The following is a 24461-nucleotide window of genomic DNA, read 5'->3' on the forward strand; positions in this document are numbered from 1 at the left end:
ATTAGAAAGGAAGATTAGACTTTATAGCACGGCTGGTGTTGGCTGTCCTTGTCGAGATTATAGGCAGGTCGATCAAATGACTGTTTTGGTGGCAGCGCAGCAAACTGAAACAAACAACGCCCTTCCGAGCCGTCAGGCGCGGCTCGCTTATCGCAGCGGACAGGTCGGCTCGACGGCCGGCGTTGCCCCCGGCTTCGTGCAGGGCAATCTGGCGATCCTGCCCGAGAAATACGCCAGCGCCTTTCACCGCTTCTGCCAGCTCAATCCAAAACCGTGCCCGATCATCGGCATGTCCGACGTCGGCAGTCCGTACATCCCCGCGCTTGGCGCCGATCTCGACATCCGCAGCGACGTGCCGCGCTATCGCGTGTGGCGCGACGGTGAGGTCGTGGAAGAGCCGACCGACATCACGAAACACTGGCGCGACGACCTCGTGACCTTCGTGCTCGGCTGCTCGTTCTCCTTTGAAGAGGCGCTGCTCGACGAGGGCATGCCGATCCGCCACATCGAGCACAATGTGCGCGTGCCGATGTACCGCACCAACATCGCGTGCGGCGCCTCGGGACCGTTCGCGGGCCCAATGGTGGTGTCGATGCGTCCATTCAAGCCGGCCGATGCGATCCGCGCGGTGCAGATCACCTCGCGCTACCCCGCCGTGCACGGCGCGCCCGTGCATCTCGGCCATCCGCACCTGATCGGCATCAAGGACATCGCCAAGCCCGACTACGGCGATCCCGTGCCGGTCGCCGATGACGAGATCCCGGTGTTCTGGGCATGCGGCGTCACGCCGCAGTCCGTCATCAATGCCGCGAAGCTGCCGTTCGCGATCACGCATTCGCCGGGGCTGATGCTGGTGACGGACCTGAAGAACAAGAACATGGCCGTGATTTAATGGGCAGCGTATGCTGCTTCTTCGGGCTTTACCGTACACACCAATCGCTCCATCGATAGCCGCAAATAAGAGGGAAATTTGCTAATGACGATCACGCGCCGCGACGTTCTGCTCGGAGCTACTGCTACCGCAACTGCTGCACTCATGCCGCTCGCAGCTCGCGCGCAGACCTCGGAAGTGGTGATCGGCCTGACCTATCCCTTGTCGGGCGCCAACGCCCAGATCGGCGTCGATGCGCAGCGCGCATTCGAGACTGCGGTCGACATCATCAACAAGGACTTCGAACTTGACCTGCCGCTAGCCAAGGGTGAAGGACTGCCGGGCCTCGGCGGCGCCAAGATCCGCCTGGTCTTCGCCGATCACCAGGGCGATCCGCAGAAGGGCCGCGCCGAGGCCGAACGCCTGATCACGCAGGAAAAGGTCTGTGCGGTGCTCGGCACCTATCAGAGCGCTGTCGCGGTCACCGTCAGCCAGATCTGCGAACGTTACCAGATACCGTTCATGTCGGCCGACAACTCCTCGCCCAGCCTGCATCGCCGCGGCCTGAAATACTATTTCCGTGCCTCGCCGCACGACGAGATGTTCTCGGCGGCAATGTTCGATTTCCTTGATGCGATGAAGAGGAAGGGGACCAAGATCGAGTCGCTGGCCCTGTTCCACGAGGACACGATCTTTGGCACTGACTCGTCGAATGCGCAGCTCAAGCTTGCCGCCGAGCGCGGCTACAAGGTCGCCGCCGACATCAAGTATCGTGCCAATTCGCCGTCGCTGTCGGCCGAAGTGCAGCAACTGAAGGCTGCCAACGCCGACGTGCTGATGCCCTCGAGCTACACCACCGACGGCATCCTTCTGATCAAGACCATGGGTGAGCTCGGCTACAAGCCGAACTCCATCGTGGCGCAGGCCGCCGGCTTCTCCGAGAAGGCGTTCTATGACGCGGTCGGCGACAAGGTCGAGGGTGTGATCACCCGCGGCAGCTTCTCGCTCGATCTCGCCGCCAAGCGGCCGATGGTCGGCAAGATCAACGACATGTTCAAGGCGAAGTCCGGCAAGGATCTCAACGACAACACCTCGCGGGAATTCATGACCATGATCATCATGGCGGACGCCATCAATCGCGCCAAGTCCACCGACGGCGAGAAGATCCGCGACGCCCTGGCGGCAACCGAGATGCCGGGCGAGCAGACCATCATGCCCTGGAAGCGCGTCAAGTTCGACGAGATGGGCCAGAACAACGATGCCGACCCCGTGCTTCTGCAGTATGTCGGCGGCAAGTTCGTCACCATCTCGCCGGCGCAGGCCGCGGTGGCCGAACCGATCTGGCCGATGAAGTAAACAGGCCGCAGGGCAGGGTGGGGGACCAAGCACTGTGACAACCGAGACCATTATCCAAAGTCTTGCGAGCGGCCTCCTGATGGGGCTGCTCTATGGATTGATCGCGGTCGGGCTCGCCCTGATCTTCGGTCTGATGGACGTCGTGAACTTCGCCCATGGCGAGTTCCTGATGATCGCGATGTACGCGACCTTCTTCCTGTTCGCGTTCTTCGCGATCGACCCCTTGCTCTCGGCGCCGCTGGTCGCCGCGGCCTTGTTCGTGTTCGGGGCCCTGATCTATCTCTTGATCGTGCGCTTTGCGATGCGCGCCAAGGCCAATGCCGGCATGGTGCAGATCTTCGCGACCTTTGGCCTGGCGATCGTGATGCGCGGATTGGCGCAGCTCCTCTTTACGCCGGACTATCGCAGCGTTACGCACTCCTGGCTCGGCGGCAAGACGGTGTCGATCGCCGGCATCTTCCTGCCGGAGCCGCAGCTCGTTGGCGCCCTGGTGTCGATCGCGGCGTTCGCCGGGCTCTATTTCTTCATCAACCGTACCGATTTCGGCCGCGCGCTGGAGGCGACTCGTGAAGACCCCGGCGCGGTCGCGCTCGTTGGGATCGACAAGAACCGCGTGTTCGCGCTCGGCTGGGGCCTCGGGGCGGCCCTGGTCGGTCTGTCCGGCGCCATCATGGCGGTCTTCTTCTATATTTATCCCGACGTCGGCGCGTCCTTTGCGCTGATCGCCTATGTCACGGTGGCCCTCGGCGGCTTCGGCAGCGTGTTCGGCGCCTTCGCCGGCGGTATCGTCGTCGGTTTGGTCGAAGCAACGACCGCGCTGGTGCTGCCGCCATCGCTGAAATCGGTCGGCATCTACGCCGTCTATCTCCTCGTGGTCTTCATCCGGCCGCGCGGCCTGTTCGGGTCGATGTGATGGACAAGGATTTTTCCTCGCGGCGCCGCCGCGACCTGATCATAGCCGCCGTGTTGGCGGCGATCGCGGCACTGGTGCCGCTGTTCGTGAAGGACGTCTACGTCCAGAACATCATGATCCTGACGCTGATGTACGCAGCGTTATCGCAGAGCTGGAATATCCTCTCCGGCTATTGCGGACAGATTTCGCTGGGCCACGCCCTTTATTTCGGGTTGGGTGCCTACACCACCGCGCTTCTCTTCATGAAGTTCGGAGTGCCGCCGTGGTTCGGGATGATCGCCGGCGGTTTGATCTCCGCAGCGATCGCGATGGCGCTCGGCTATCCCTGTTTCCGGCTCGGCGGCCACTATTTCGCCATCGCCACCATCGTGATCGCCGAGATCGCGCTGCTGTTGATCCAGAACTGGGACTGGGCGGGCGCAGCGCTCGGCATCGACATTCCCGTGCGCGGCGACAGCTGGCTGAAGTTCCAGTTCACGCGAAGCAAGCTGCCGTACTTCTATTTTGCCCTCGTGCTCGCCTGTGTCGCGTGGTTCGTCACCTGGTGGCTGGAAGATTCCAAATGGGGCTTTTGGTGGCGTGCGGTGAAGGACAATCCGCAGGCCGCCGAGAGTCTGGGCGTCGACGTGTTCAATTCCAAGATGGGCGCCGCGGCCGTCTCGGCCTTCCTTGTCGCAGTCGGCGGCAGCTTCTATGCGCAGTTCGTCTCCTATATCGATCCTGAAAGCGTGATGGGCTTCCAGTTCTCGCTGCTCATGGCGCTGCCGGCGGTGCTGGGCGGGATCGGCACTCTCTGGGGACCCGCGCTCGGCGCGGTCATCCTGATCCCGCTGACGGAATTGACGCGCTCCTATATCGGCGGCTCCGGCCGCGGCGTCGACCTCATCGTCTATGGCTCACTGATCATCCTGATCTCGCTGGCGCTGCCGCGAGGGCTGGTGAGCCTGTTCTCCTCGCGCAAGGGAGCCGCACGATGACCGCGCTCCTTGAAACCCGCGGCGTCTGGCAGCGCTTCGGCGGCCTCGTCGCCAACTCCGACGTCTCGATCTCGGTCGGCCGCGGCGAGATCGTCGGGCTGATCGGACCCAACGGCGCAGGCAAGTCGACGCTGTTCAATCTCATCGCCGGCGTCCTGCCGCCGACGCAAGGCTCGATCTGGTTCGATGGCGAGGATGTCACGCGCATGCCCGCGGCCGAGCGCTGCCAGCGCGGCGTCGGGCGCACCTTCCAGGTCGTCAAGAGCTTCGAGACCATGACGGTCGTCGACAACGTCATCGTCGGCGCGCTGGTGCGCAACACCGTGATGCGCGAGGCGCGTCGCAAGGCGCATGAGGTATTGGAGTTCACCGGCCTTGCCGCGCGCGCAGGCGTGCTTGCAAGCGACCTCGTGCCGGCCGAGAAGCGGCGCCTTGAAGTGGCGCGCGCGCTTGCGACCGAGCCAAAGCTCTTGCTGCTCGACGAAGTCCTCACCGGCCTCACGCCGACGGAAGCGCAGACCGGCGTCGCGCTGGTGCGCAAGGTGCGGGATGCCGGCATCACCGTGCTGATGGTCGAGCACGTCATGGAGATCGTGATGCCGCTCGTCGACCGCGCCATCGTGCTCGACCTCGGCAAGGTGCTGGTCGAGGGCAAGCCCGCTGACGTCGTCCGCGATCCCAAGGTGATCAGCGCATATCTGGGAGATCGTCATGCTCAGAGTGCATGAAGTCACGACCGCCTATCAGGGGCTGGTTGCGATCTCCTCCGTGTCGATCGATGTCGAGAAGGGCGAGATCGTCTGCGTTGCCGGCGCCAACGGCGCCGGTAAGTCGACGCTGCTGAAATCCATCGCTGGTGCCGAGCGTCCGCGCTCCGGCACCGTCACCTTCGACGGCAAGCGGCTCGACGGCATGGCGCAGCATCACATCACGGCCACCGGCATCGCCTATGTGCCGGAGAACCGCCGCCTGTTCCCGCGTCTGTCGGTGCGCGACAATCTTCGCCTCGGCAGCTATCTTTACCGCGGCGAAGCGAACCGCGAAGGGCCGCTCGACCTCGTCTTCAACCTGTTCCCGCGTCTGTCCGAACGTCTCGAACAGCGCGCCGAGACGCTCTCCGGTGGCGAGCAGCAGATGCTCGCGATCGGCCGCGCCCTGATGACGCGTCCGCGGCTGCTGATGCTCGACGAGCCCTCGCAAGGCATCATGCCAAAGCTCGTCGACGAGATCTTTCAGGCCGTCAAACGCATCCGCGACGCCGGCATGACCGTGCTGATCGTCGAGCAGCGCATGGCCGAGTGCCTGGAGATTGCCGACCGCGCCTACATCCTGCAAACCGGCCGCGTGCTGATGCAGGGCCCGTCCGCCGAGATCAAGGGCAACCCGGACGTGCGCAAGGCGTATCTGGGGCTGTAGTGCCACACTCTCGTTGTCATCGCCCGCGAAGGCGGGCGATCCAGTATTCCAGGGACAGCGATGGGATACGGAGAAGCCGCGGCGTACTGGATTCCCCGCTTTCGCGTGGAATGACAGCGGTGGGCGAGGCGACACCATCGCGCTCACCGAGCTGCGACGGTTACCGCGGTTTCGCTCCGGCCGCCGCAATCAGCATGCGTTCGACGATCCCGTCGAACTCGCTTTTTCCAATCGGATCGGTTGCGGCAAGCTCGTCGTATGTTTTCGTGTTGGGAAGCCACCAGCCGTGACGCAGTCCCGCCTCATGGAGAACACGGGCTGCCGCCTCGATCTTACTGGGTGCAGGTCGTGCCGGGTCGCTCATCCCCCGTGCGCATGCTCCGGCAGCGTCAGCCCGAACACCTTCACGAGATCCTTGACCTGCTCCGGCGACAGATGGCGCGGGTTCAGTCCGCGCAGCAGCAGATAGAGTTTCGCCGTCTCCTCCAGCTCCTCCGTCGCGAACACGGCGGCTTCCAGCGTGTCGCCGGCGACGACCGGGCCGTGATTGGCGAGCAGCACGGAGGAATATTTCCCCGCCAGCCCCTTGATTGCGTCTGCCACCGCGGGATCGCCGGGGCGGTAATAGGGCACGAGCGCGGTGGCGCCGCATTTCATCAGGTAATAGGCCGTCATCGGCGGCAGCGCGGCGCGCGGGTCGATCTCGGGCAGCATCGAGAGCGCAACCGAATGGGTCGAATGCAGATGCACGATGGCCCGCGCTGCGCCCCGCGTCTCGTAGAGCGCGGTGTGCAGCGGAACCTCCTTGGTCGGCGCATCGCCCGAGACGAGCCGGCCGGAGGGATCGAGCCGCGACAGCCGCGCGGGATCAAGGAAGCCGAGCGAGGCGTTGGTCGGCGTCACCAGCCAGCCGCCGTCCTCGAGCTTCACGCTGATGTTGCCGGAGGAGCCCGGCGTCAGGCCGCGCTCGAACAGCGAGCGGCCGAAGCGGCAGATATCCTCGCGTAGTTTGCTGTCATTGCTCATGAAAGGGGCGCCCTGTTGGCCTCGTTGTCTCACGCTTTGGCAGCGCGGCCAAGCCGTGATATGCGGTTCAAGAGGCCGCCGAGACCGGCCATTGAGGAACGTTCCAGGGGACCAATCGCATGTCGTCAGCCTCGCAAAAATCGCGTATCGCCGTCATCGGGCTCGGCTCGATGGGCTTTGGCATGGCCACTTCGCTGAAACGGGCGGGATTTGCCGTCACCGGTTGCGATGTCTCGGCCGACGCGGTCGCGCGCTTCGTCAAGGACGGCGGCGCGGGCGCGAAGACGCCAGCGGAGGCGGCTCGGGAGGCGGATGTGGTCGTCAGCGTCGTCGTCAACGCGGCGCAGACCGAGGCGATCCTGTTCGGCCAAAACGGCGCGGCCGAGACCATGCCGAAGGATAGCGTGTTCATCTCCTCGGCCACCATGGACCCCGACGTCGCCCGGCGCCTCGCAAAGCAGCTCGAGGCGACCGGCCGGCACTACCTGGATGCGCCGATTTCCGGTGGCGCGCAGCGCGCCGCGCAGGGAGAGCTGACCATCCTCGCCTCGGGCAGCCCTGCTGCGTTCGCCAAGGCGCGCCCCGCGCTCGATGCCATGGCGGCAAAGCTCTACGAGCTCGGCGATGCCGCGGGCCAGGGCGCGGCCTTCAAGATGATCAACCAGCTCCTCGCCGGCGTGCACATCGCCGCCGCCTCGGAAGCGATCGCCTTTGCCGCCAAGCAGGGTCTCGACATCCGGAAGGTCTACGAGGTGATTACGGCCTCCGCCGGCAACTCCTGGATGTTCGAGAACCGCATGCCGCACGTGCTCGACGGCGACTACACCCCGCGCAGCGCGGTCGAGATTTTCGTGAAGGACCTCGGCATCATCCAGGACATGGCGCGCTCGGCAAAATTCCCGGTGCCGGTCTCGGCCGCGGCGCTCCAGATGTTCCTCATGACCGCCGCCGCTGGCATGGGTCGCGACGACGATGCGTCGGTGGCCCGGATGTATGCGCAGGTCACCGGTGTGAAGTTGCCAGGCGATAAATAACAAGAGGATTCCGATGCCCCGTTTTGCCGCCAACCTCTCGATGATGTTCACCGAGGTGCCGTTCCTCGACCGCTTCGATGCCGCCGCACAGGCCGGCTTCACCGCCGTCGAATTCCTGTTTCCCTATGAGCACCCGGCCGAAGCGGTCGGCGAGCGGTTGAAGCGCAACGGGTTGACGCAGGCGCTGTTCAACCTGCCGCCCGGCAACTGGGACGCCGGCGAGAAGGGCTTTGCGGCGCTGCCTTCGCGCTTCGCCGATCTCAAGCAGAGCCTGGAGACGGCGTTGCCTTACGCGAAAGCCACCGGCGTCAAGCGGCTGCACCTGATGGCCGGCATGGCCAACCGTGGCGATCGCGTCGCGATCGAGGCGTTCTACAAGTCGGTGGCGTGGGCGGCCGAATTCTTCGCGCCGCACGGCATCGACATCGTGATCGAGCCGATCAACCCGCGCAACGTCCCCGGCTATTTCCTCAACGATTTCGGCTTCGCACGCGACGTGGTCGAGGAACTGAGGATCCCCAACCTCAGGCTCCAGTTCGACATTTATCACTGCCAGATCATCCATGGCGACGTCACCATGCGCCTGCGTGAGATGATGCCGATCATCGGCCATATCCAGATCGCTAGCATTCCCTCGCGCAATGAGCCCGACGGCGAGGAACTCAACTATCCTTTCCTGTTCGCCGAGCTCGACCGTCTCGGCTATGCCGGCTTCGTCGGCTGCGAATACAATCCGCGCGGCAAGACCACCGATGGTCTCGCCTGGTTCAAGCCTTACGCCGGAGCAAAGTCGTGACACTTGCGTTGGGTTGCATCGCCGACGACTATACCGGCGCCTCGGATCTCGCCAACACGCTGACGCGCGCGGGCCTACGCACCGTGCAGACCATCGGCGTTCCCGCGGACGACCTCGCACTGCCCGAGGTCGACGCGGTCGTGGTGTCCTTGAAGAGCCGCTCGATCGAGGCGGGACTTGCGGTGACGCGCTCGCGCGCGGCGGACAAATGGCTGCGCAGCCGCGGCGCAAGCCACGTGCTGTTCAAGATCTGCTCGACCTTCGATTCCACCAACGCCGGCAATATCGGCCCGGTGATGGACGCGCTGCGCGACGACTGCGGCGAGGCGATCGTGCTGGTGACGCCGGCTTTCCCCGAAACCGGTCGCACCGTCTACCAGGGCAATTTGTTCGTCGGCACTGTTCCGCTCAACGAGAGCCCGCTGAAAGACCATCCGCTCAACCCGATGCACGATTCCAACCTGGTGCGGGTGCTGGCGCGGCAGAGCAGGACGAAGGTTGGTCTCGTCAATCTCGCTGCCGTGACGCGCGGCGCGGACGCCGTGCGTGCGCAACTCACTGAGCTCTCGGCCAAGGGCTTGGGCGCCGCGATCATCGACGCCGTGTTCGACCGCGACCTCGAGACCATCGGCCTCGTCGCCGCGGGGCATCGGCTGTCGGTCGGAGCTTCCGGCATCGGCCTTGGGCTGGCGCGCGCGCTGGTCTCTGCGGGAAGGGTGAGTCCGAATGTCGCAGCCGCCGAAGTAGGTACGCCGGTCGGCGGACCGGCGGCGTGTCTCGCCGGAAGCTGCTCGCAGGCGACCCTTCAGCAGATCGCGAATGCCGAACGTGTCATGCCGGTGTTGCATCTCGAACCCGAGCAAATTGTCGCAGGCGGTGGCGAAGCGCAGCACGCGCTGGCCTGGGCACGGCCGCGGCTCGCTGATGGTCCGGTGCTGATCGCCTCGAGCGCCACGCCGGAGGCGGTCGCAGCAGTGCAGGCGCGTCACGGCCGTGATGCTGCCGGTCACGCCATCGAGCAGGCCATGGCCGATATCGCCGAAGGATTGGTGCAGTCGGGCGTTCGGCGTCTGGTCGTTGCCGGCGGCGAAACATCGGGCGCCGTCGTCGACCGCTTGAAGATTCCGGGCTTCCTCGTCGGCGCGGAGATCGCTGCCGGAGTCCCGGTGTTGCGCGCTGTGGGCGCAAACGAAGGCGGCATGCTGCTTGCCCTTAAATCAGGCAATTTCGGCGGGCCGGAGTTTTTCTCCGATGCGCTTGGGCTCATGCGTTGAGCGCAGGGCTCTCTTAGTCCTCTGTTTATTTCTTTCGGGTTCCGTACTCGTACGGAGTCCGTAGTTAACATCTGCTCAGGTCGTTTGTTGTTGGATGTGGGCCGCACTCCTTTTGGTTGCAGCTATTCCTGACGCGCGGTCGTGGCTCGAACGCCGCGATCCAAGACAAGAGACCCAGCAATGCTCGCGAGAATTTCCATTCGTGCCAAGATCATCAGCGTCGTGGCCTTCCTTCTGGCCGCGATGACCGGCATGGGTGTGCTTGCCGTCATGAAGATGCGGGCGATCAACGCCAACACCGTCGATATCGCCACGAGCTGGATGCCGAGCGTTCGGGTGCTCGGCGAGCTCCGCGCCAACGTCCTCACTTATCGCACCATGGTACGCGGTCATCTGTTGGCCGAAACGATCGAGGAAAAGCTTGCGGCAGAAAAGACGGTCGGGGACGTGATCGAGGCACTGGCCAAGTCCCGCAAGGAATACGAGCCGATGATCACCTCGCCGGAGGAGCGAGCACTGTACACCGAATGGTCCAAGCTCTGGGACGACTACAAGAGGGGTACGGACGATGTCATGGCGCTGTCGCGCAGGGATATCGGCAAGATCCCGCACGATGCGCGTGAGCTGAACGCCAAGATCGTTGGCAAGCTCGGCCTGCAATCGGACGAGGTGCTGAAAAAGGATATCGAGCTCAACACCAAAGGCGGCAACCAGGCCGCTCAGGATGCCGCCGACAGCTATTCCTTCGCCTTCATGCTGGTATCCGTCATTCTCGGCGTCGCGCTCGTCATCGGCATCGGCCTCAGCTTCTACATGATCCGCGATGTCTCCAGCGGCATCAATTCCATCGTCGAGCCGATGCAGGCGCTGGGCAAGGGCGACCTGAGCGCGGAAGTGCCGCATCGGGGAGAGAAGACCGAGATCGGCGCCATGGCCGACGCGCTCCAGGTCTTCAAGGAAGCGCTGGTCGCCAAGAAGGCGGCTGACGAAGCCGCCGCGCGCGATGCCGAGGTCAAGATCGAGCGCGGCCGCCGTGTCGACAACATCACCCGCGAATTCGAATCCATGATCGGCGAGATCGTGCAGACAGTCTCGTCGGCCTCGACCCAGCTCGAAGCGTCCGCCTCGACGCTGACGGCGACCGCCGATCGCTCCCAGCAGATGGCGACCACGGTCGCCGCCGCTTCGGAAGAAGCCTCCACCAACGTGCAGTCGGTGGCCTCAGCCACCGAGGAGATGGCCTCGTCGGTCGGCGAGATCAGCCGTCAGGTCCAGGAATCGGCGCGGATGGCGGGCGACGCCGTCGGCCAGGCCCGCACCACCAGCGAACGCGTCAGCGAGCTCTCCAAGGCCGCCTCCCGCATCGGCGACGTCGTCGAGCTGATCAACACCATCGCCGGCCAGACCAACCTTCTGGCGCTGAATGCGACCATCGAGGCGGCGCGTGCGGGCGAAGCCGGACGCGGCTTCGCAGTGGTGGCCTCCGAAGTGAAGGCGCTCGCCGAGCAGACGGCGAAGGCGACCGGCGAGATCGGCCAGCAGATCACCGGCATCCAGGCCGCCACCAACGAATCCGTGGGTGCGATCAGGGAAATCTCCTCGACCATCGAACGCCTCTCCGAGATATCCTCGGCCATTGCAGCGGCGGTGGAAGAGCAGGGCGCCGCGACCCAGGAGATCGCCCGCAACGTGCAGCAGGCGGCGCAGGGCACCCAGCAGGTCTCCTCCAACATCACCGACGTGCAGCGCGGCGCGACCGAGACCGGCACGGCCTCCTCGCAGGTGCTGTCGGCGGCGCGGATGCTGTCGAACGACTCGAGTCGCCTGAAGACCGAGGTCAGCAAATTCCTGACCAACGTTCGCGCGGCGTGATCTGCCTACCTCTCGTGCCCCGGACGCAGCGCAGCACGTTAGTGGTGCGCTGCTGAGCCGGGGCCTAGCCGTTCACCGCGCTCACGCAATGGGTCCCGGCTCTGCGGAGCGGCACTTCGCGCCGCACCGCGTCCGGGACACGAGAGCTTAACCCACCCGCCACTCCGGCACGCCGTCCTCCGCCATCGTGATCTGGCCGAGCGAGCCGACCGGCGTGCGCTCCATATCGAGCAGATGTGCCAGCGTCGCGCCGTCGCTCGCCGGAATGCGCGCCAGCGTGCGCCGCTCGTCTTCCGTGCGCAGCATGACGACGCCGTGCTCGATGTTGCCATTGCGGCCGTAGATCACCGTAAAGCTCTCGACCTTGCCCGCGCCTGAAGCCTCGGTCACGAACTCCGGCACCACGCGCTTGTTGCGGTCGGCATCAAGCTGCACGCTCGTGTCCTGCGCCAGCGCCGCGCGCGGCGGTGTTTTCGAGAGCACGAGGGCGTGGTGCTTGGTGACAAAGCCGCCCTGACCGTAGAGCAGGCCGAGTTTCGCGCCATTGCGCAACGTCCGCACCATCGCGCAGGCCGCATGCGTCATGTAGGTGTTGAGCGGCGCGCCGAAGAAGGTGAGGCCGCCGGTCACGGTCGGCTGCACGTCGGGCCCGAGGCCCAGCGTCCGCCGCGCCATCTTGGGCACGCAAGGAAAGCAACTGTAGAGCTCGATCGCGTCGAACGCTTTGCCGTCGCCGCCGGCGAGATCGATCACCGCCTTCAGCACCGCATTCTGCGGATGGCTCTCATAGAACTGGTCGCGCAGGAGATAGTCGCGCGGCTCCTCGGCCGAGGCGCCGCCGAGCGGATAGACCAGCCGGTCCTCGGCAATGCCGGCCGCGCGCGCCTTGGCAAGACTGGTGAGCAGCAGCGCGCCGCCCATGTTGACCATGGGGTTGGCGACCATGAGTTTCGTGTAGGGCCAGGCGATCAGGCGGTTGTCCGCGGTCGGTGTCGTGATCTCGTCCGGCGCAAAGCGCCGCTTCAGCCAGGCGTTGGGATTTTGCGCGGTGGTCTCCGAATAGCGCGACCACAGCGTGCCTGATTCCGCCATCGCCTCGCGCGGCGTCTGGCCCCAATGGGCCGAGGATGCGGCCTCGTAGAAGGGATAGACGGTGACTGGGCGGAACACGCCGAGCTTCACGGCGAGCGGCTTCTGGAACGCCGCGCCGCGCTTCGGCTCCTCGACGTCATGCGCAAACGGCGTCCATGGCAATTTTGCGTCGGCGCGCTCTGCCTTGGTCGCGGTCGACTGCGCTTCCGCGCCGCAGATGGCGGCGACGCTGCATTCGCCGCGCGCGATGCGCTGAGCGGCGTGATGCAGATACCGGATCGGGCTCTCGCCGCCGACCGGTCCGTAATAGCAATGCGAAGGCGCGATGCCGAGCCGCTGCGCCAGCAGCGTTTCGGGATCGCGATAGCGCCAGCTCAGGAAGTTGACGACGTCGAGCGATTGCATCTCGCCGAGCAGTTTTGCGCCGGCATCTTCTTCGGCGTGCCGCAGCGCCTGTTCCAGCAGATCGAGCGGCTCGAGGCCCTCGGCGATCTCCTTGGGCCGGTCGACGATCTCGCCGACGCCGACGATGACGGGAATGCGGTCTGGGGGGATGCTGGTCTTGTCTGTCATAACTTCAATTCACGATTTAAGTTGTTTCGTCATTGCGAGGAGCGAAGCGACGAAGCAATCCAGAGTGTCTCCGCGGAAAGACCCTGGATTGCTTCGCTTCGCTCGCAATGACGATGGATGCTACTCCGCCACCAGCGCATTCATGTGCTCGACGGCTTCGGCGAACTCTTCCTTGAACTCCTGCACCACCGCGCCTGCCGACTTCACGCTGTCGACGAGACCGACGCCCTGGCCGACAAAGTAGCTGACGAGGTCGCGCGCCCGCGCATTGCCGGCTGCGGCCGCGCGGTCGATCGAGTTGAAGGCGTCGCGGCTGACGATGCTTTGCAGCGGCATTGGCAGCGCGCCCGGGCTGTCCGGTGCGCGGTCCCATGCATCGGTCCAGACTGAGCGGAGTTGCCGCGCGGGTTTTCCCGTGCGGCCCTTCGAGCGCACCGCGTCGCGCGACGAGGCCGCGATCATCTTCTCTCGAAAAATCTCCGTGGTCTCCGACTCGGTCGTGGCAAGCCACACCGAGCCGGTCCACGCGCCGGCCGCGCCCATCGCCATGCAGGCGGCCATCTGCCGTCCCGTCATGATGCCACCGGCCGCCAGCACCGGTACGTCGCGGATCGGCTTCACAGCTTTGATCACTTCCGGCACCAGCACCATGGTCGAGACCTCGCCGCAATGCCCTCCGGCCTCGGTGCCCTGTGCAACCAGGATGTCGACACCGGCCGCGACATGGCGCAGCGCGTGCTCCTTGGCGCCGACCAGTGCGGCCACCGGCACGCCGTGCGCCTTGCCCATCTCGATCATCGATTTCGGTGGCACGCCCAGCGCATTGGCGATCAGCCGGATCGGATGACGGAAGGAGACCTCCAAGAGCTCCAGCGCCGTCTTGGCGTCGAACGGCTGCGGCCGGTTGTCGGCGACGGAGGTGCTGGTCAGCTCGATGTCGTACTTCTTCAGGAGGTTGCGCGTGTAGTCGCGATGTGCCTGCGGAATGCGCGCTTCCAGGCTCTTCCAGGTGACGTCCTTCTCGCCCGCCGTCGAGATATTTTCGGGGATCAGCACGTCGACGCCATAGGGCTTGCCGTCGACATGGTCGTCGATCCATTTCAGCTCACGCTCGAGGGTATCAGGTGTATGCACGGTGGCGCCCAGCACGCCAAAACCGCCGGCGCGGCTCACGACGGCCACGACGTCGCGGCAATGGCTGAAGGCGAACAGGGGGAACTCGATTCCCAGCATCTCGCAGATCGGCGATTTCATCTGTCCCTCCCGGCGCTGGCTCCGTGTTGCCCTTGCGTTGGCGAAACGCTAGCCCGGCCTTGCCGCCATGCAAAGCCGGTTCGCCCTGGGTTTCTTGCGCGCAGGCGCCAGACGGGCGGCTATGCCCGGCCATGACGAAACGGGGAGGGCGCCCATCTGCCAATGCAACCCGGCGCTCTTGCCAATCTCTCCGCTATCGCTAGCTAACTCCCCACGCGCCTTCCGCGCTGGAGTCCTTTGCATGACCGACGCACCCGCCTACGAGCCGCCCAAAGTCTGGACCTGGAATAAGCCGAGTGGCGGGCAGTTTGCCAGCATCAACCGGCCGATCGCAGGCCCGACGCACGACAAGGAGCTGCCGGTCGGCCGCCATCCGCTCCAGCTCTATTCGCTGGCGACCCCGAACGGTGTCAAGGTGACCGTGATGCTGGAGGAGCTCCTGGCGCTCGGCCACAAGGGCGCGGAATACGACGCCTGGCTGATCAATATCGGCAAGGGCGACCAGTTCGGCAGCGGCTTCGTCGCCATCAATCCGAACTCGAAGATCCCCGCGCTGCTGGACCGCTCCGGCCCCGAGCCGATCCGCGTCTTCGAGTCCGGCTCGATCCTCGTCTACCTCGCCGAGAAATTCGGCGCCTTCCTGCCCAAGGATATCAAGACGCGCACCGAGGCGATGTCCTGGCTGTTCTGGCAGATGGGCAGCGCGCCCTATCTCGGCGGCGGCTTCGGGCATTTCTACGCCTATGCGCCGACCAAGATCGAATACGCCATCGACCGCTTCGCGATGGAAACCAAGCGCCAGCTCGACGTGCTCGACCGGCGGCTTGCGGAGAGCGAGTACCTTGCCGGCGGTGAGTACACGATCGCCGACATCGCGGTGTGGCCCTGGTACGGCGCGCTCGCCAAGGGGCTGGTCTATGGCGCGGGCGAATTCCTGTCCGTGCAGGACTACAAGAACGTGCAGCGCTGGACCGATCAGATCGCCAAGCGCCCGGCCGTGAAGCGCGGCCGCATGGTCAACCGCGTCTCCGGCGATCCCGCGAGCCAACTGCACGAGCGCCACGACGCATCGGATTTCGAGACCAGGACGCAGGACAAGCTTCAGGCGGCGGCCGCGTCGTAAGTCCATCCGCGAGCTGTAGGGTGGGCAAAGGCGCGCAGCGCCGTGCCCACTATCTTTCAAAGATTGCGACGGAAGAGGTGGGCACGCTTCGCTTTGCCCACCCTACGACGGCCGTACCTTTACGGCATGCTCAGCTCATGCCGTCCCACCACCATCCAGTGCACCTCGTCGGGGCCATCCGCAAAGCGCAGGTGACGGACGTCCTGGTACATCTCGGCGAGCGGCGTCCATTGCGAGATGCCGGTGGCGCCGTGCATCTGGATCGCCTGGTCGATGATGGTGCAGGCGCGCTCCGGCACCATGGCCTTGACCATGGAGACCCAGACGCGCGCCTCCTTGTTGCCCAGCACGTCCATGGCCTTTGCGGCCTTCAGCACCATCAGCCGCATCGCCTCGATCTCGCAGCGCGCCTGCGCGATGATCTGAAGGTTGCCGCCGAGATGGGCGATTTTCTTGCCGAAGGCTTCGCGGGTGAGGCCACGCTGCACCATCATGTCGAGCGCCTTCTCGGCCTTGCCGATGGTACGCATGCAGTGATGGATGCGCCCTGGTCCGAGGCGGAGCTGCGAGATCTCGAAGCCGCGGCCTTCACCGAGCAGGATGTTGTCTTTGGGCACGCGCACATTGTTGAAGCGCATGTGCATGTGTCCGCGCGGCGCATGGTCCTGTCCGAACACGTGCATCGGTCCCAGGATTTCGACGCCGGGCGTGTCCTTCGGCACCAGGATCTGCGACTGCTGCTTGCTCGGCGGCGCATCCGGATTGGTCTTGACCATCACGATCATGATCTTGCAGCGGGGATCGCCGAGACCCGAGATGTAATACTTCTCGCCGTTGATCACCCATTCGTCGCCGACGAGCTTTGCCGTCGTCGAGATATTCTTGGCGTCGGATGAAGCGACATTCGGCTCTGTCATCGCATAGGCCGAGCGGATCTCGCCATTCAACAGCGGCTTCAGCCACTTCTCCTTCTGCGCCTTGGTGCCGACGCGCTCCAGCACCTCCATGTTGCCGGTGTCGGGCGCCGAGCAGTTCATGGTTTCCGAGGCAAGCGGGCTCTTGCCGAGTTCGACGGCGATATAGGCGTAGTCGAGGTTCTTCAGGCCCTGGCCGGTGTCGTCGTCGGGCAGGAAGAAGTTCCACAGGCCTTCCTCCTTCGCCTTGTTCTTGGCCTTCTCCAGCACCTCGAGCTGACCCGGCGTAAAGCTCCAGCGGTCGTCTTTCTTCTGGCCGTGCTTGATGAACTCCACCGTCATCGGCTCGACGGTCTCGCGGATGAACTTCTTCACATGGTCATAGAGCAGCCGGACCTGGTCCGACATGCGCAGATCATTGAGCTCGTCGCCGGGATTGAGCGTGTAGTTGGTGGTGCGGGGCACATAGGCGTGTTTCATTCTTGTTCCTCCCGATTGAGTGAGCTGCGATTGCCGCGACAATAGACGCGGCAAGCCGAAAGCGCGAGCGTGGTTTTTTGAAAGACGCGCTCTGCCACGCCGCGGAATTTATCAGCGTGGATCAAACGATGTTTAAAACGCTTGAGGCGCGCGTGGACCACACTCTCGCTGTCATCGCCCGCCTTGTGCGCAATTGCGCACTGGGGCGGGCGATCCGGTATTCCAGAGGCAGCGATGGGATACGGAGAGGCCGCGGCGTACTGGATTCCCCGCTTGCCGCCTACACTGAAGCTTCGGCGGGCCTAAGATCTCATGCCCCCGCGAAGCCTTGGCGTAGCCGGGTCTCGGGGAATGACAGTGTGATGTGTGGCGAGTTCACACCACCCGGTGCATCGCGCAGATCTTGTTGCCGTCGGGATCGCGCAGGTACGCGAGGTAGAGCTTGGCTCCCGATCCCTCGCGAATGCCGGGCGGATCCTCGATCGGCATTCCGCCGGCCGCGACGCCGGCTGCATGCCATTTGTCGACCTGCTCGGGCGAATTGCAGGCGAAACCGATCGTGCCCCCGTTCGCGGCGGTCGCCGGCTCGCCGTTGATCGGCTCGCTGACGGAGAAAATGCCGGTCCTGGTGATGTAGAAGATGCGATGGCCATCGACCCGCGCCGGCCGCACCTCGAGTGTCGCCAGCAGCTTGTCGTAGAACGCCTTGGCCTTGTCCAGATCGTTGGTGCCTATCATCACGTGCGAGAACATGGTTCTTCCTCCCCCGGTTATTGTGGCTCAAAACGCCGTATAGCCGCCGTCGATTACGAACGTATCTGCGGTGTGATAGGACGACGCCTTGCTCATCAGGTACACGGCGATGCCGCCGAAATCGGATGGCTCGCCGAAGCGCCGCTGCGGAATCCGCGGCATGACGTTGGCGACGAATTTCTCGTTGGCCATAATGCCGGCGGTCATGTCGCTCTTGATCCAGCCGGGCAGGATCGCATTGGCGGTGACGCCATGGCGTGCCAGCTCGACGCCGAGCGCACGCACCAGCGCGTTGATGGCGGCCTTGGTCGCGGCGTAATGTTCGTTGCGCGCTGTACCGAAGATCGAGGCGAGGCTCGAGGTAGCAACCAGCCGGCCGAAGGGATCGCCGGCATTGGCACGGTCGGTCATGTGCCTGGCTGCTGCCTGGAAGGCGTGGAACACGCCGTCGAGATTGGTCGAAAACATCGTGCGCCATTCCTCTTCAGTGCGCTCGACGAAGGAGCGCCGGCCGCCGCCGCCGATGCCGGCATTGGCGAAGCAGCCGTCGACCCGGCCGAAGGTGTCGAGCGTCGCCTTCATCGCCGCATTCACCGACGCAGGATCGGTGACATCGCAGACGCGGGCATCGACCTTGCCGGGCGAGCCGGCCATGTTGGCGGCGGCGGCCTTGCTCTTCTCGGCATTGCGGCCCCAGATCGAGACGTTGCAGCCTTGCGCGGCGAGCGCCTGTGCGATGCCGAGCCCGATACCGCCATTGCCACCGGTGATCACGGCGACGCGGCCGGTGAGATCGAAAATGGTCATGGGTGTTTCCCCGCTGTTTTTGGCATCACGCGCATCAGCCTGTGCGCACAAGATTGTCCGCTATGTCCCGATCACCATGGACAAGCCGCCGGCAAAAATCAAATATGCGCTCCGACGAAAGGCAATTCCGGTCTGCGGAACATCGCGGCCGCAACGACGAGGAAACCATGCTGTTCAAACACGTCACGCTCGATTTCGACGGGCCGGTCGCCATTCTCAAGCTCGATCACCAGGAGGTCATGAACGCCGTCTCGGTGGACATGCTGGGCGGGCTTGCGGAGGCGCTCGACGAGATCGAGGAGCGGAAGGGCGAGATCCGCTGCGTGATGCTGACCGGAGCGGGGCGCGCGTTCTGCACAGGCGCCAATTTGCAGGGCCGCAACAACCAGTCGAAGAAGACCAAGGCCGGCCTGACACTCGAGACCGGCTTTCACCCGTTCCTGCGGCGGATCCGCAATCTGCATTGTCCGATCGTCACCGCGGTCAACGGGCCGGCTGCCGGTGCCGGCATGAGCTTCGCGCTGCTCGGCGACATGATCTTGTGCGCGCGCTCGGCCTATTTCCTGCAGGCCTTCCGCCGCATTGGCCTCGTGCCCGATTGCGGCTCGACCTGGCTGTTGCCGCGCCTCGTCGGCAAGGCGCGCTCGATCGAGCTGTCGCTGATGGGCGAGCGGCTGCCGGCGGAGAAGGCGTTGGAATGGGGCCTCGTCAACCGCGTCCACGACGACGGCGCGCTGATGGAGGAGGCGATGAAGCTCGCGCATGAACTTGCTAATGGGCCGACGGTCGCGCTGTCGCTGATCCGCAAGCTCTATTGGGACAGCCCGGAAAACTCCTTCGAGGAGCAGCTCAATCTCGAATTCCAGTGCCAGCTTCGCGCGGGCGACACCGAGGACTTCCGTGAAGGCGTCGGCGCCTTCCTCGAGAAGCGGCCGGCCAAGTTCAGAGGCAAATGATCGAGGCGGAGCTTTCGCGCAGCGTCGCACGCTGGTGCCCGGGCGCAACCGGCATCACCGGCGCCGCAAAACTGTCCGGCGGTGCCAACCAGGAAAGCTGGCGCTTCGACATTCTGCATCCCAATGGGATCGTCGGCGCGATCTTGCGTCGTGCGGCGAAGGACTATCGCGTGGCGTCGTCGCGTGCGGCAGGCTTCGCCGCCGAGGCCAGGCTGATGCAGCTCGCATACGAAGCGGGAGTGCCGTCGCCACGCGTGCTGCATGTCTTGACGGCGGAGGACGATCTCGGCACCGGGTTCATCATGCAGCGGGTCGAAGGCGAGACGATTGCGCGCAAGATCTTGCGGGACGATGAGTTCGCCGCGGCGCGCCTGCTGCTGGCGCGCCAGATCGGCGGCATCCTCGCCGGCCTGCACAAGCTGCCGCAAGCCGAGCTGCCAGAGCTTCGCAGCATGACCGCAAGGAAGGAGCTCGACGAGTTGGAGCGCGACTATCGCAGCTTCGACTGGCCGAAACCCGTGTTCGAACTGGCGCTGCGCTGGCTGCGTGACCACGATCCCGGTCCGTCCGACGAGGTGACGCTGGTGCACGGCGATTTCCGCAACGGCAATCTCATCATCGGCGCGGATGGCGTGCGCGCGGTGCTGGACTGGGAGCTCGCCCATCTCGGCGATCCGATGGAGGATCTCGGCTGGATCTGCGTCAACTCCTGGCGTTTCGGCGAGATCGACAAGCCCGTCGGCGGCTTTGGCTCACGCGAGGAAATGTTCGCTGGTTACGAGGCCGCTGGCCGCAAGGTCGATGCGGCGCGCGTGAAATTCTGGGAAGTCATGGGCACGCTGCGCTGGGGTTTGATGTGCGGCGCCATGATGAAGCGGTTTCGCGCTGGCCCCGATCATTCGATGGAGCGCGCCATGATCGGCCGCCGCGCCTCCGAAACCGAAATCGACCTGTTGCGCCTCCTGGCGCCGCGAGGGAGCTGACCATGCAGGACGAGCCCACGCCCATCGAACTGACCAAGGCTGTCGCCGACTTCCTGCGCAGCGACATCACGCCCCTGATCACCGGCCACCAGGCGTTCAAGCTGCGCGTGGCCATCAACGCCCTCGATCTTGTGACGCGGCAGTTGGCGCTGGAGGAGGAAAGCGATGCGAAGGAGGTGGCGCGGCTGCGCGCGCTGCTTGGTATGGACGGCTCCGTGACCGAGCTCAACCGCGCGCTCGCGGAGCGCATCGCGAAGGGCGAGGCGGATCTCGCAACGCCGGGCCTCGCCGGGCATCTCTGGCAGACCACGATGGACAAGCTCGCGGTGGATCAGCCGAACTACGCGTCTTACAAGCGGGAGCTGTCGAGGGGTGGGTAGGTGGTTCCCATTCTCCGTCATTGCGAGCGCAGCGAAGCAATCCAGAATCTTTCCGCGGTGACAGTCTGGATTGCTTCGCTGCGCTCGCAATGACGGCGTTGGGACAGTCGCGCCACTCTCTCCGCTGTCATTCCGGGGCTCGCGCCTGTCGGCGCGTCCCGGAATGACGAAGGGGGAGAGACCCTACCGCCCCAGCCACTTCGGCGGCCGCTTCTCGGAAAACGCCTTGGGTCCCTCGATGTAGTCCTGCGAGGCGACCATCGCTTTCACGGCCGGGTACTCCCGCTGCTCCTCGATCGCCTGCTCAAGCGAGACACCGAGTCCCTTCTGGATGGTCTGCTTCGATGCGCGGATCGACATTGGCGAGTTCTTGGTGATCATCTCCGCCCAGCGCAGCGCGGCGTTGAGCGCCTCGCCCTGCGGAACCACCTCGTTGACGAAGCCGAGCTCGAGACCTTCCTTGGCGCTGACGTGACGCGCGGTGAGGATCATGCCCATGGCTCGCTTCAATCCGATCTGGCGCGGCAGGCGATGCAGGCCGCCGGCGAGCGCGGCAAGGCCGACCCGCGGCTCGGGCAGCGCGAAGGTTGCGTTTTCAGAGGCGATGATCAGGTCGCAGGCGAGCGCGATCTCGAAGCCGCCGCCCATGGCGACGCCGTTGACGGCGGCGATGATCGGCTTGTCGCAGTCGGAGCGCGAAGTGAGCCCGGCAAAGCCGCCCTTGTCCCAGCCGCGTTTTCCTCCGGCTGCCTGCCATTTCAGGTCGTTGCCGGCGCAGAACGCCTTGTCGCCGGCGCCGGTGACGATCGCGATCCACTGTTCGGGATCGGCGGAGAAATCGTCAAACACCTTGTTGAGCTCGAAATGCGCGTCGGTGTGCAGCGCGTTGTAGACCTCGGGACGCGAGAGCGTGACGATGGTGATTGGACCCTTGCGTTCCACTTTGGAAAATTTCAGCTCCATGGTCGCTCCCGCATCTTCTGTTGGAAGGAATTGATCCCCATACTAACGCGCGTCCGAATGTGAGCACCATCCAATTGCGCAAGCGCGCGTTGCGTAAGTCGCGCCTCTCGGCTTGCTTGACTTGCCCACGCTCTTCTCACCTTAATTGCAGCAAGCAACAACGCGCGTAGCGCCTTAACGCAAAATCAACAAGACTGATCCGGGAGAGACTACCGTGGATTTCTCATTGCCTGCCGATCTCGTCGCCTATCTCGAAGAGCTCGACCGTTTCATCGAACGCGAGATCAAGCCGATGGAGAAGGCCGACGACAACATCCGCTTCTTCGACCATCGCCGCGAATGGGCGCGCACCGATTTCGAGAATGGCGGCCTGCCGCGGCATGAATGGGAAGCGCTGCTGCGCAAGGCAAAGGACGCCGCGGATGCCGCCGGTCATCTGCGCTTTGCCGTGGCGAGGCAATATGGCGGCAAGGACGGCTCAAATCTCTGGATGGCTGTGATCCGCGAGCATTTCGCCGCAAAAGGCCTCGGCCTGCACAACGATCTTCAGAACGAGCATTCCATCGTCGGCAATTTCCCCGTCGTGACCATGCTGGACCGCTACGGCCGCGACGACCAGAAGGCGATGATCGACGGCTCGATCAGGGGGAAGTATCGCATCACCTTCGGCCTGACCGAGCCGCATCACGGCTCTGACGCAACGCATATGGAGACGCGCGCGGTGCCGGCGACGCGCGACAACGTCAAGGGCTGGATCATCAACGGCGAGAAGATGTGGACGACAGGGATGCACGTCGCCACCCACTGTGCGCTGTTTGCGCGCACGAGCGGCAATGATGGCGATGCGCGCGGCATCACCTGTTTTTTGGTGCCGGCGAACAGCGATGGCGTCAAGGTCGAAGAATATATGTGGACCTTCAACATGCCGACCGACCATCCGCGTGTCAGCTTCACCGACGTGTTCGTGCCTGAGGATGCGCTGTTCGGCGAGGTCGGCCGGGGACTCTCGCTCGCGCAATGTTTTGTCCACCAGAACCGCATCCGGCAGGCGGCAAGCTCGCTTGGTGCTGCCGTCTACTGCATCAACGAGAGCGTGAAATATGCGCGCGAGCGAAAGCCGTTCGGCAAGGCGCTCGCGGAGAACCAGGCGATCCAGTTCCCGCTGGTCGAGCTTGCCACCCAAGCCGAGATGCTGCGCCTGTTGATCCGCAAGACCGCCTGGGAGATGGACAAGCTCACCGAGGAGCAGATCGAGCGCACGCTCTCCGACCGCGTCTCGATGTGCAACTACTGGGCAAACCGCCTGTGCTGCGAAGCCGCCGACCGCGCCATGCAGGTCCATGGCGGCATGGGCTATTCACGCCACAAGCCCTTTGAGCACATCTACCGCCACCACCGCCGCTACCGCATCACCGAAGGCAGCGAGGAAATCCAGATGCGGAAGGTGGCGGGGTTTTTGTTCGGGTACATGGGTCCGGGGAAGCATTGAGACTTGCGGATAGCGCCGCGCGTTGAGTGGCGCTTAGTGCGACGTCTCTCACCCCGAGTCGTCCCGGGGCGCGCGAAGCGCGAGCCCGGTATCCATACCCCCAGGGAGAAATCGTGGCGCGAGATCGGAGTTAAGAGTCTTCGAACTCAATCCTGTGGTTATGGGGTCAAGCCCATTCTCCCCGGGATTTTTGGCAGGTTCCGTCGCTGGGCCCCAATAGGCCCTTGTTTCACGACGGCCCTCGGTTGCATTGGCTGAAACTAACTGGACGCCAAGACCGTTCTGGAGCTCAAGCTTACAAGCGCCTTCAACTCTGACAGCGAACTGAAGAATGTAATTCTAGTCGTGTTTCGATCCTTCGCGTTTTTACACAGTCAGGGTCATTTGCTGCGGACCTAAAGCCCTACGGCACCCAACCGCCGCAAGCCTCTGAAAGCAGACACGATCTGCGCGTCACAATGCATGCTCGATGCCCTCACAAACCGAGGAGTACGATCATGCCAGACGAAGACAGCCTCTCCACCAAAGCTCGCCGCATCCCCTGGAACAAGGGCAAGCTGATCGGCGCCAAACCTCCGCTGCGGCCAAACCAAGTCTGGTCGATCCGAACCCGGCTCCTGATCGAAAGACGGCCCCGCGACCTTGCCCTTTTCAACCTTGCGATCGACAGCAAGTTGCGTGGTTGCGACGTCGTCGCCTTGAGGGTCGAAGATGTCGCTCCGAATGGCTATGCGGTCGATCGTGCGACCGTCCGGCAGAAGAAGACCGGGAGACCGGTCAAGTTCGAGTTGACGGATCAAACCCGGCAAGCCGTTGACGACTTCTTGAAGGAAGCCGGCAAGAGGCCAGGTGAGTATTTGTTCACTGGGCGCCGTGGCCGCGATCGGGCGATGACAACCCGCCAATATGCTCGCCTTCTTGCCGATTGGGTGGCAAGCATCGGGCTTGACCCGAGGGTGTTTGGTACCCACTCGCTGCGCCGGACCAAGGCAACGCTGATCTACCGCCGCACAGGGAATTTGCGAGCCGTGCAGCTCTTGCTCGGCCACACCAAGATCGAAAGCACGGTCCGCTATCTCGGCATCGAGGTTGACGACGCGCTCGCGATCGCCGAACAAGTTGATGTCAGAAACACTAGGCAGAGCGGACATGCTCTGCC

Annotated in this window: 23 protein-coding genes and 1 pseudogene; 16 read left to right on the top strand and 8 right to left on the bottom strand. The window is 64.3% G+C overall.

From position 1 onward, the window contains the following. The first annotated feature begins 76 nt into the window (after positions 1 to 76). The 6 genes from YUU_RS0130905 to YUU_RS0130930 all read left to right on the top strand — a co-directional run bounded on the left by YUU_RS0130905 (position 77) and on the right by YUU_RS0130930 (position 5533). Complete coding sequence (locus tag YUU_RS0130905; RefSeq protein ID WP_027525840.1) at positions 77 to 892, top strand: putative hydro-lyase; 816 nt, start codon at positions 77 to 79, stop codon at positions 890 to 892. A gap of 84 nt (positions 893 to 976) precedes the next feature. After that, on the top strand, positions 977 to 2227 hold the full coding sequence (locus YUU_RS0130910; RefSeq protein WP_027525841.1) for an ABC transporter substrate-binding protein: 1251 nt from the start codon (positions 977 to 979) through the stop codon (positions 2225 to 2227). 34 nt (positions 2228 to 2261) lie between these two features. Beyond that, positions 2262 to 3140, top strand: a complete 879-nt coding sequence (locus YUU_RS0130915; protein WP_027525842.1) for a branched-chain amino acid ABC transporter permease — start codon at positions 2262 to 2264, stop codon at positions 3138 to 3140. Beyond that, positions 3140 to 4117 carry a branched-chain amino acid ABC transporter permease gene (locus tag YUU_RS0130920; protein WP_027525843.1) on the top strand — a complete coding sequence of 326 codons (978 nt, stop codon included), beginning with the start codon at positions 3140 to 3142 and terminating at the stop codon, positions 4115 to 4117. The genes YUU_RS0130915 and YUU_RS0130920 overlap by 1 nt, the downstream gene beginning before the upstream one ends. Next, complete coding sequence (locus tag YUU_RS0130925; protein WP_027525844.1) at positions 4114 to 4845, top strand: ABC transporter ATP-binding protein; 732 nt, start codon at positions 4114 to 4116, stop codon at positions 4843 to 4845. The genes YUU_RS0130920 and YUU_RS0130925 overlap by 4 nt, the downstream gene beginning before the upstream one ends. Then, the gene (locus YUU_RS0130930) at positions 4829 to 5533 is read left to right on the top strand and encodes an ABC transporter ATP-binding protein (RefSeq protein WP_027525845.1); all 705 of its coding nucleotides are present in this window, start codon (positions 4829 to 4831) and stop codon (positions 5531 to 5533) included. Before YUU_RS0130925 ends, YUU_RS0130930 begins: the two co-directional genes overlap by 17 nt. Before the next feature lie 160 nt (positions 5534 to 5693). Here YUU_RS0130930 and YUU_RS0130935 read toward each other — a convergent pair whose 3' ends face one another. Next, positions 5694 to 5897, bottom strand: coding sequence for a hypothetical protein (locus YUU_RS0130935; RefSeq protein WP_027525846.1), 204 nt, complete (start codon positions 5895 to 5897; stop codon positions 5694 to 5696). Continuing rightward, positions 5894 to 6559, bottom strand: coding sequence for an aldolase (locus YUU_RS0130940; protein ID WP_027525847.1), 666 nt, complete (start codon positions 6557 to 6559; stop codon positions 5894 to 5896). Before YUU_RS0130940 ends, YUU_RS0130935 begins: the two co-directional genes overlap by 4 nt. 119 nt (positions 6560 to 6678) lie before the next feature. On the opposite strand from YUU_RS0130940, the gene ltnD reads away from it, so the two are divergent. From ltnD to YUU_RS0130960, 4 genes are all read left to right on the top strand, one after another. Then, positions 6679 to 7593 (top strand): L-threonate dehydrogenase, encoded by a 915-nt coding sequence (gene ltnD, locus YUU_RS0130945; RefSeq protein ID WP_027525848.1) that lies wholly within the window; start codon positions 6679 to 6681, stop codon positions 7591 to 7593. Positions 7594 to 7606: 13 nt separating this feature from the next. Next, positions 7607 to 8389, top strand: coding sequence for a 2-oxo-tetronate isomerase (otnI, locus tag YUU_RS0130950; RefSeq protein WP_027525849.1), 783 nt, complete (start codon positions 7607 to 7609; stop codon positions 8387 to 8389). Beyond that, positions 8386 to 9663 (top strand): 3-oxo-tetronate kinase, encoded by a 1278-nt coding sequence (gene otnK / locus YUU_RS0130955; RefSeq protein ID WP_027525850.1) that lies wholly within the window; start codon positions 8386 to 8388, stop codon positions 9661 to 9663. The genes otnI and otnK overlap by 4 nt, the downstream gene beginning before the upstream one ends. Positions 9664 to 9843: 180 nt before the next feature. Beyond that, positions 9844 to 11535 carry a methyl-accepting chemotaxis protein gene (locus YUU_RS0130960; RefSeq protein ID WP_027525851.1) on the top strand — a complete coding sequence of 564 codons (1692 nt, stop codon included), beginning with the start codon at positions 9844 to 9846 and terminating at the stop codon, positions 11533 to 11535. A gap of 147 nt (positions 11536 to 11682) precedes the next feature. On the opposite strand, the gene YUU_RS0130965 is transcribed toward YUU_RS0130960, so the two are convergent. Beyond that, positions 11683 to 13200: an acetyl-CoA acetyltransferase gene (locus YUU_RS0130965; protein WP_027525852.1), complete on the bottom strand. Its 1518-nt coding sequence runs from the start codon at positions 13198 to 13200 to the stop codon at positions 11683 to 11685. Between the two features lie 120 nt (positions 13201 to 13320). Beyond that, the gene (locus tag YUU_RS0130970; RefSeq protein WP_027525853.1) at positions 13321 to 14454 is read right to left on the bottom strand and encodes a nitronate monooxygenase; all 1134 of its coding nucleotides are present in this window, start codon (positions 14452 to 14454) and stop codon (positions 13321 to 13323) included. Positions 14455 to 14695: 241 nt separating this feature from the next. On the opposite strand from YUU_RS0130970, the gene yghU reads away from it, so the two are divergent. Then, positions 14696 to 15577, top strand: coding sequence for a glutathione-dependent disulfide-bond oxidoreductase (yghU, locus tag YUU_RS0130975; RefSeq protein WP_027525854.1), 882 nt, complete (start codon positions 14696 to 14698; stop codon positions 15575 to 15577). Positions 15578 to 15696: 119 nt separating this feature from the next. Here yghU and YUU_RS0130980 read toward each other — a convergent pair whose 3' ends face one another. The 3 genes from YUU_RS0130980 to YUU_RS0130990 form a co-directional block, all read right to left on the bottom strand. Further along, positions 15697 to 16971, bottom strand: coding sequence for an acyl-CoA dehydrogenase family protein (locus YUU_RS0130980; protein ID WP_027525855.1), 1275 nt, complete (start codon positions 16969 to 16971; stop codon positions 15697 to 15699). A 375-nt stretch (positions 16972 to 17346) separates the two neighbouring features. Further along, a complete protein-coding gene (locus YUU_RS0130985; RefSeq protein WP_027525856.1) occupies positions 17347 to 17724 on the bottom strand; it encodes a VOC family protein in 378 nt (125 codons plus the stop codon). A gap of 27 nt (positions 17725 to 17751) precedes the next feature. Beyond that, on the bottom strand, positions 17752 to 18531 hold the full coding sequence (locus YUU_RS0130990) for an SDR family NAD(P)-dependent oxidoreductase (protein WP_027525857.1): 780 nt from the start codon (positions 18529 to 18531) through the stop codon (positions 17752 to 17754). 167 nt (positions 18532 to 18698) lie between these two features. Here YUU_RS0130990 and YUU_RS0130995 point away from each other — a divergent pair, with 167 nt between their 5' ends. Genes YUU_RS0130995 through YUU_RS0131005 form a run of 3 tightly spaced genes read left to right on the top strand, consistent with a single transcriptional unit; the run spans position 18699 to position 20850 of the window. Continuing rightward, the gene (locus YUU_RS0130995; protein ID WP_027525858.1) at positions 18699 to 19487 is read left to right on the top strand and encodes an enoyl-CoA hydratase/isomerase; all 789 of its coding nucleotides are present in this window, start codon (positions 18699 to 18701) and stop codon (positions 19485 to 19487) included. After that, positions 19484 to 20470, top strand: coding sequence for a phosphotransferase family protein (locus tag YUU_RS0131000; RefSeq protein WP_027525859.1), 987 nt, complete (start codon positions 19484 to 19486; stop codon positions 20468 to 20470). The genes YUU_RS0130995 and YUU_RS0131000 overlap by 4 nt, the downstream gene beginning before the upstream one ends. A gap of 2 nt (positions 20471 to 20472) precedes the next feature. After that, positions 20473 to 20850, top strand: a complete 378-nt coding sequence (locus YUU_RS0131005) for a DUF6285 domain-containing protein (protein ID WP_027525860.1) — start codon at positions 20473 to 20475, stop codon at positions 20848 to 20850. A 183-nt stretch (positions 20851 to 21033) separates the two neighbouring features. Here the strand turns inward: YUU_RS0131005 and YUU_RS0131010 are convergent, their stop codons facing one another. Next, positions 21034 to 21813: an enoyl-CoA hydratase-related protein gene (locus tag YUU_RS0131010; RefSeq protein WP_027525861.1), complete on the bottom strand. Its 780-nt coding sequence runs from the start codon at positions 21811 to 21813 to the stop codon at positions 21034 to 21036. Positions 21814 to 22027: 214 nt separating this feature from the next. Here YUU_RS0131010 and YUU_RS0131015 point away from each other — a divergent pair, with 214 nt between their 5' ends. Then, positions 22028 to 23302 carry an acyl-CoA dehydrogenase family protein gene (locus YUU_RS0131015; protein WP_027525862.1) on the top strand — a complete coding sequence of 425 codons (1275 nt, stop codon included), beginning with the start codon at positions 22028 to 22030 and terminating at the stop codon, positions 23300 to 23302. Between the two features lie 497 nt (positions 23303 to 23799). Continuing rightward, positions 23800 to 24429, top strand: a pseudogene (locus YUU_RS52290) (tyrosine-type recombinase/integrase); the annotation flags it as partial. Positions 24430 to 24461: the final 32 nt, after the last annotated feature.

The organism is Bradyrhizobium sp. Ec3.3 (assembly GCF_000472925.1).
In the GTDB taxonomy this organism is placed as follows: Bacteria; Pseudomonadota; Alphaproteobacteria; order Rhizobiales; family Xanthobacteraceae; genus Bradyrhizobium.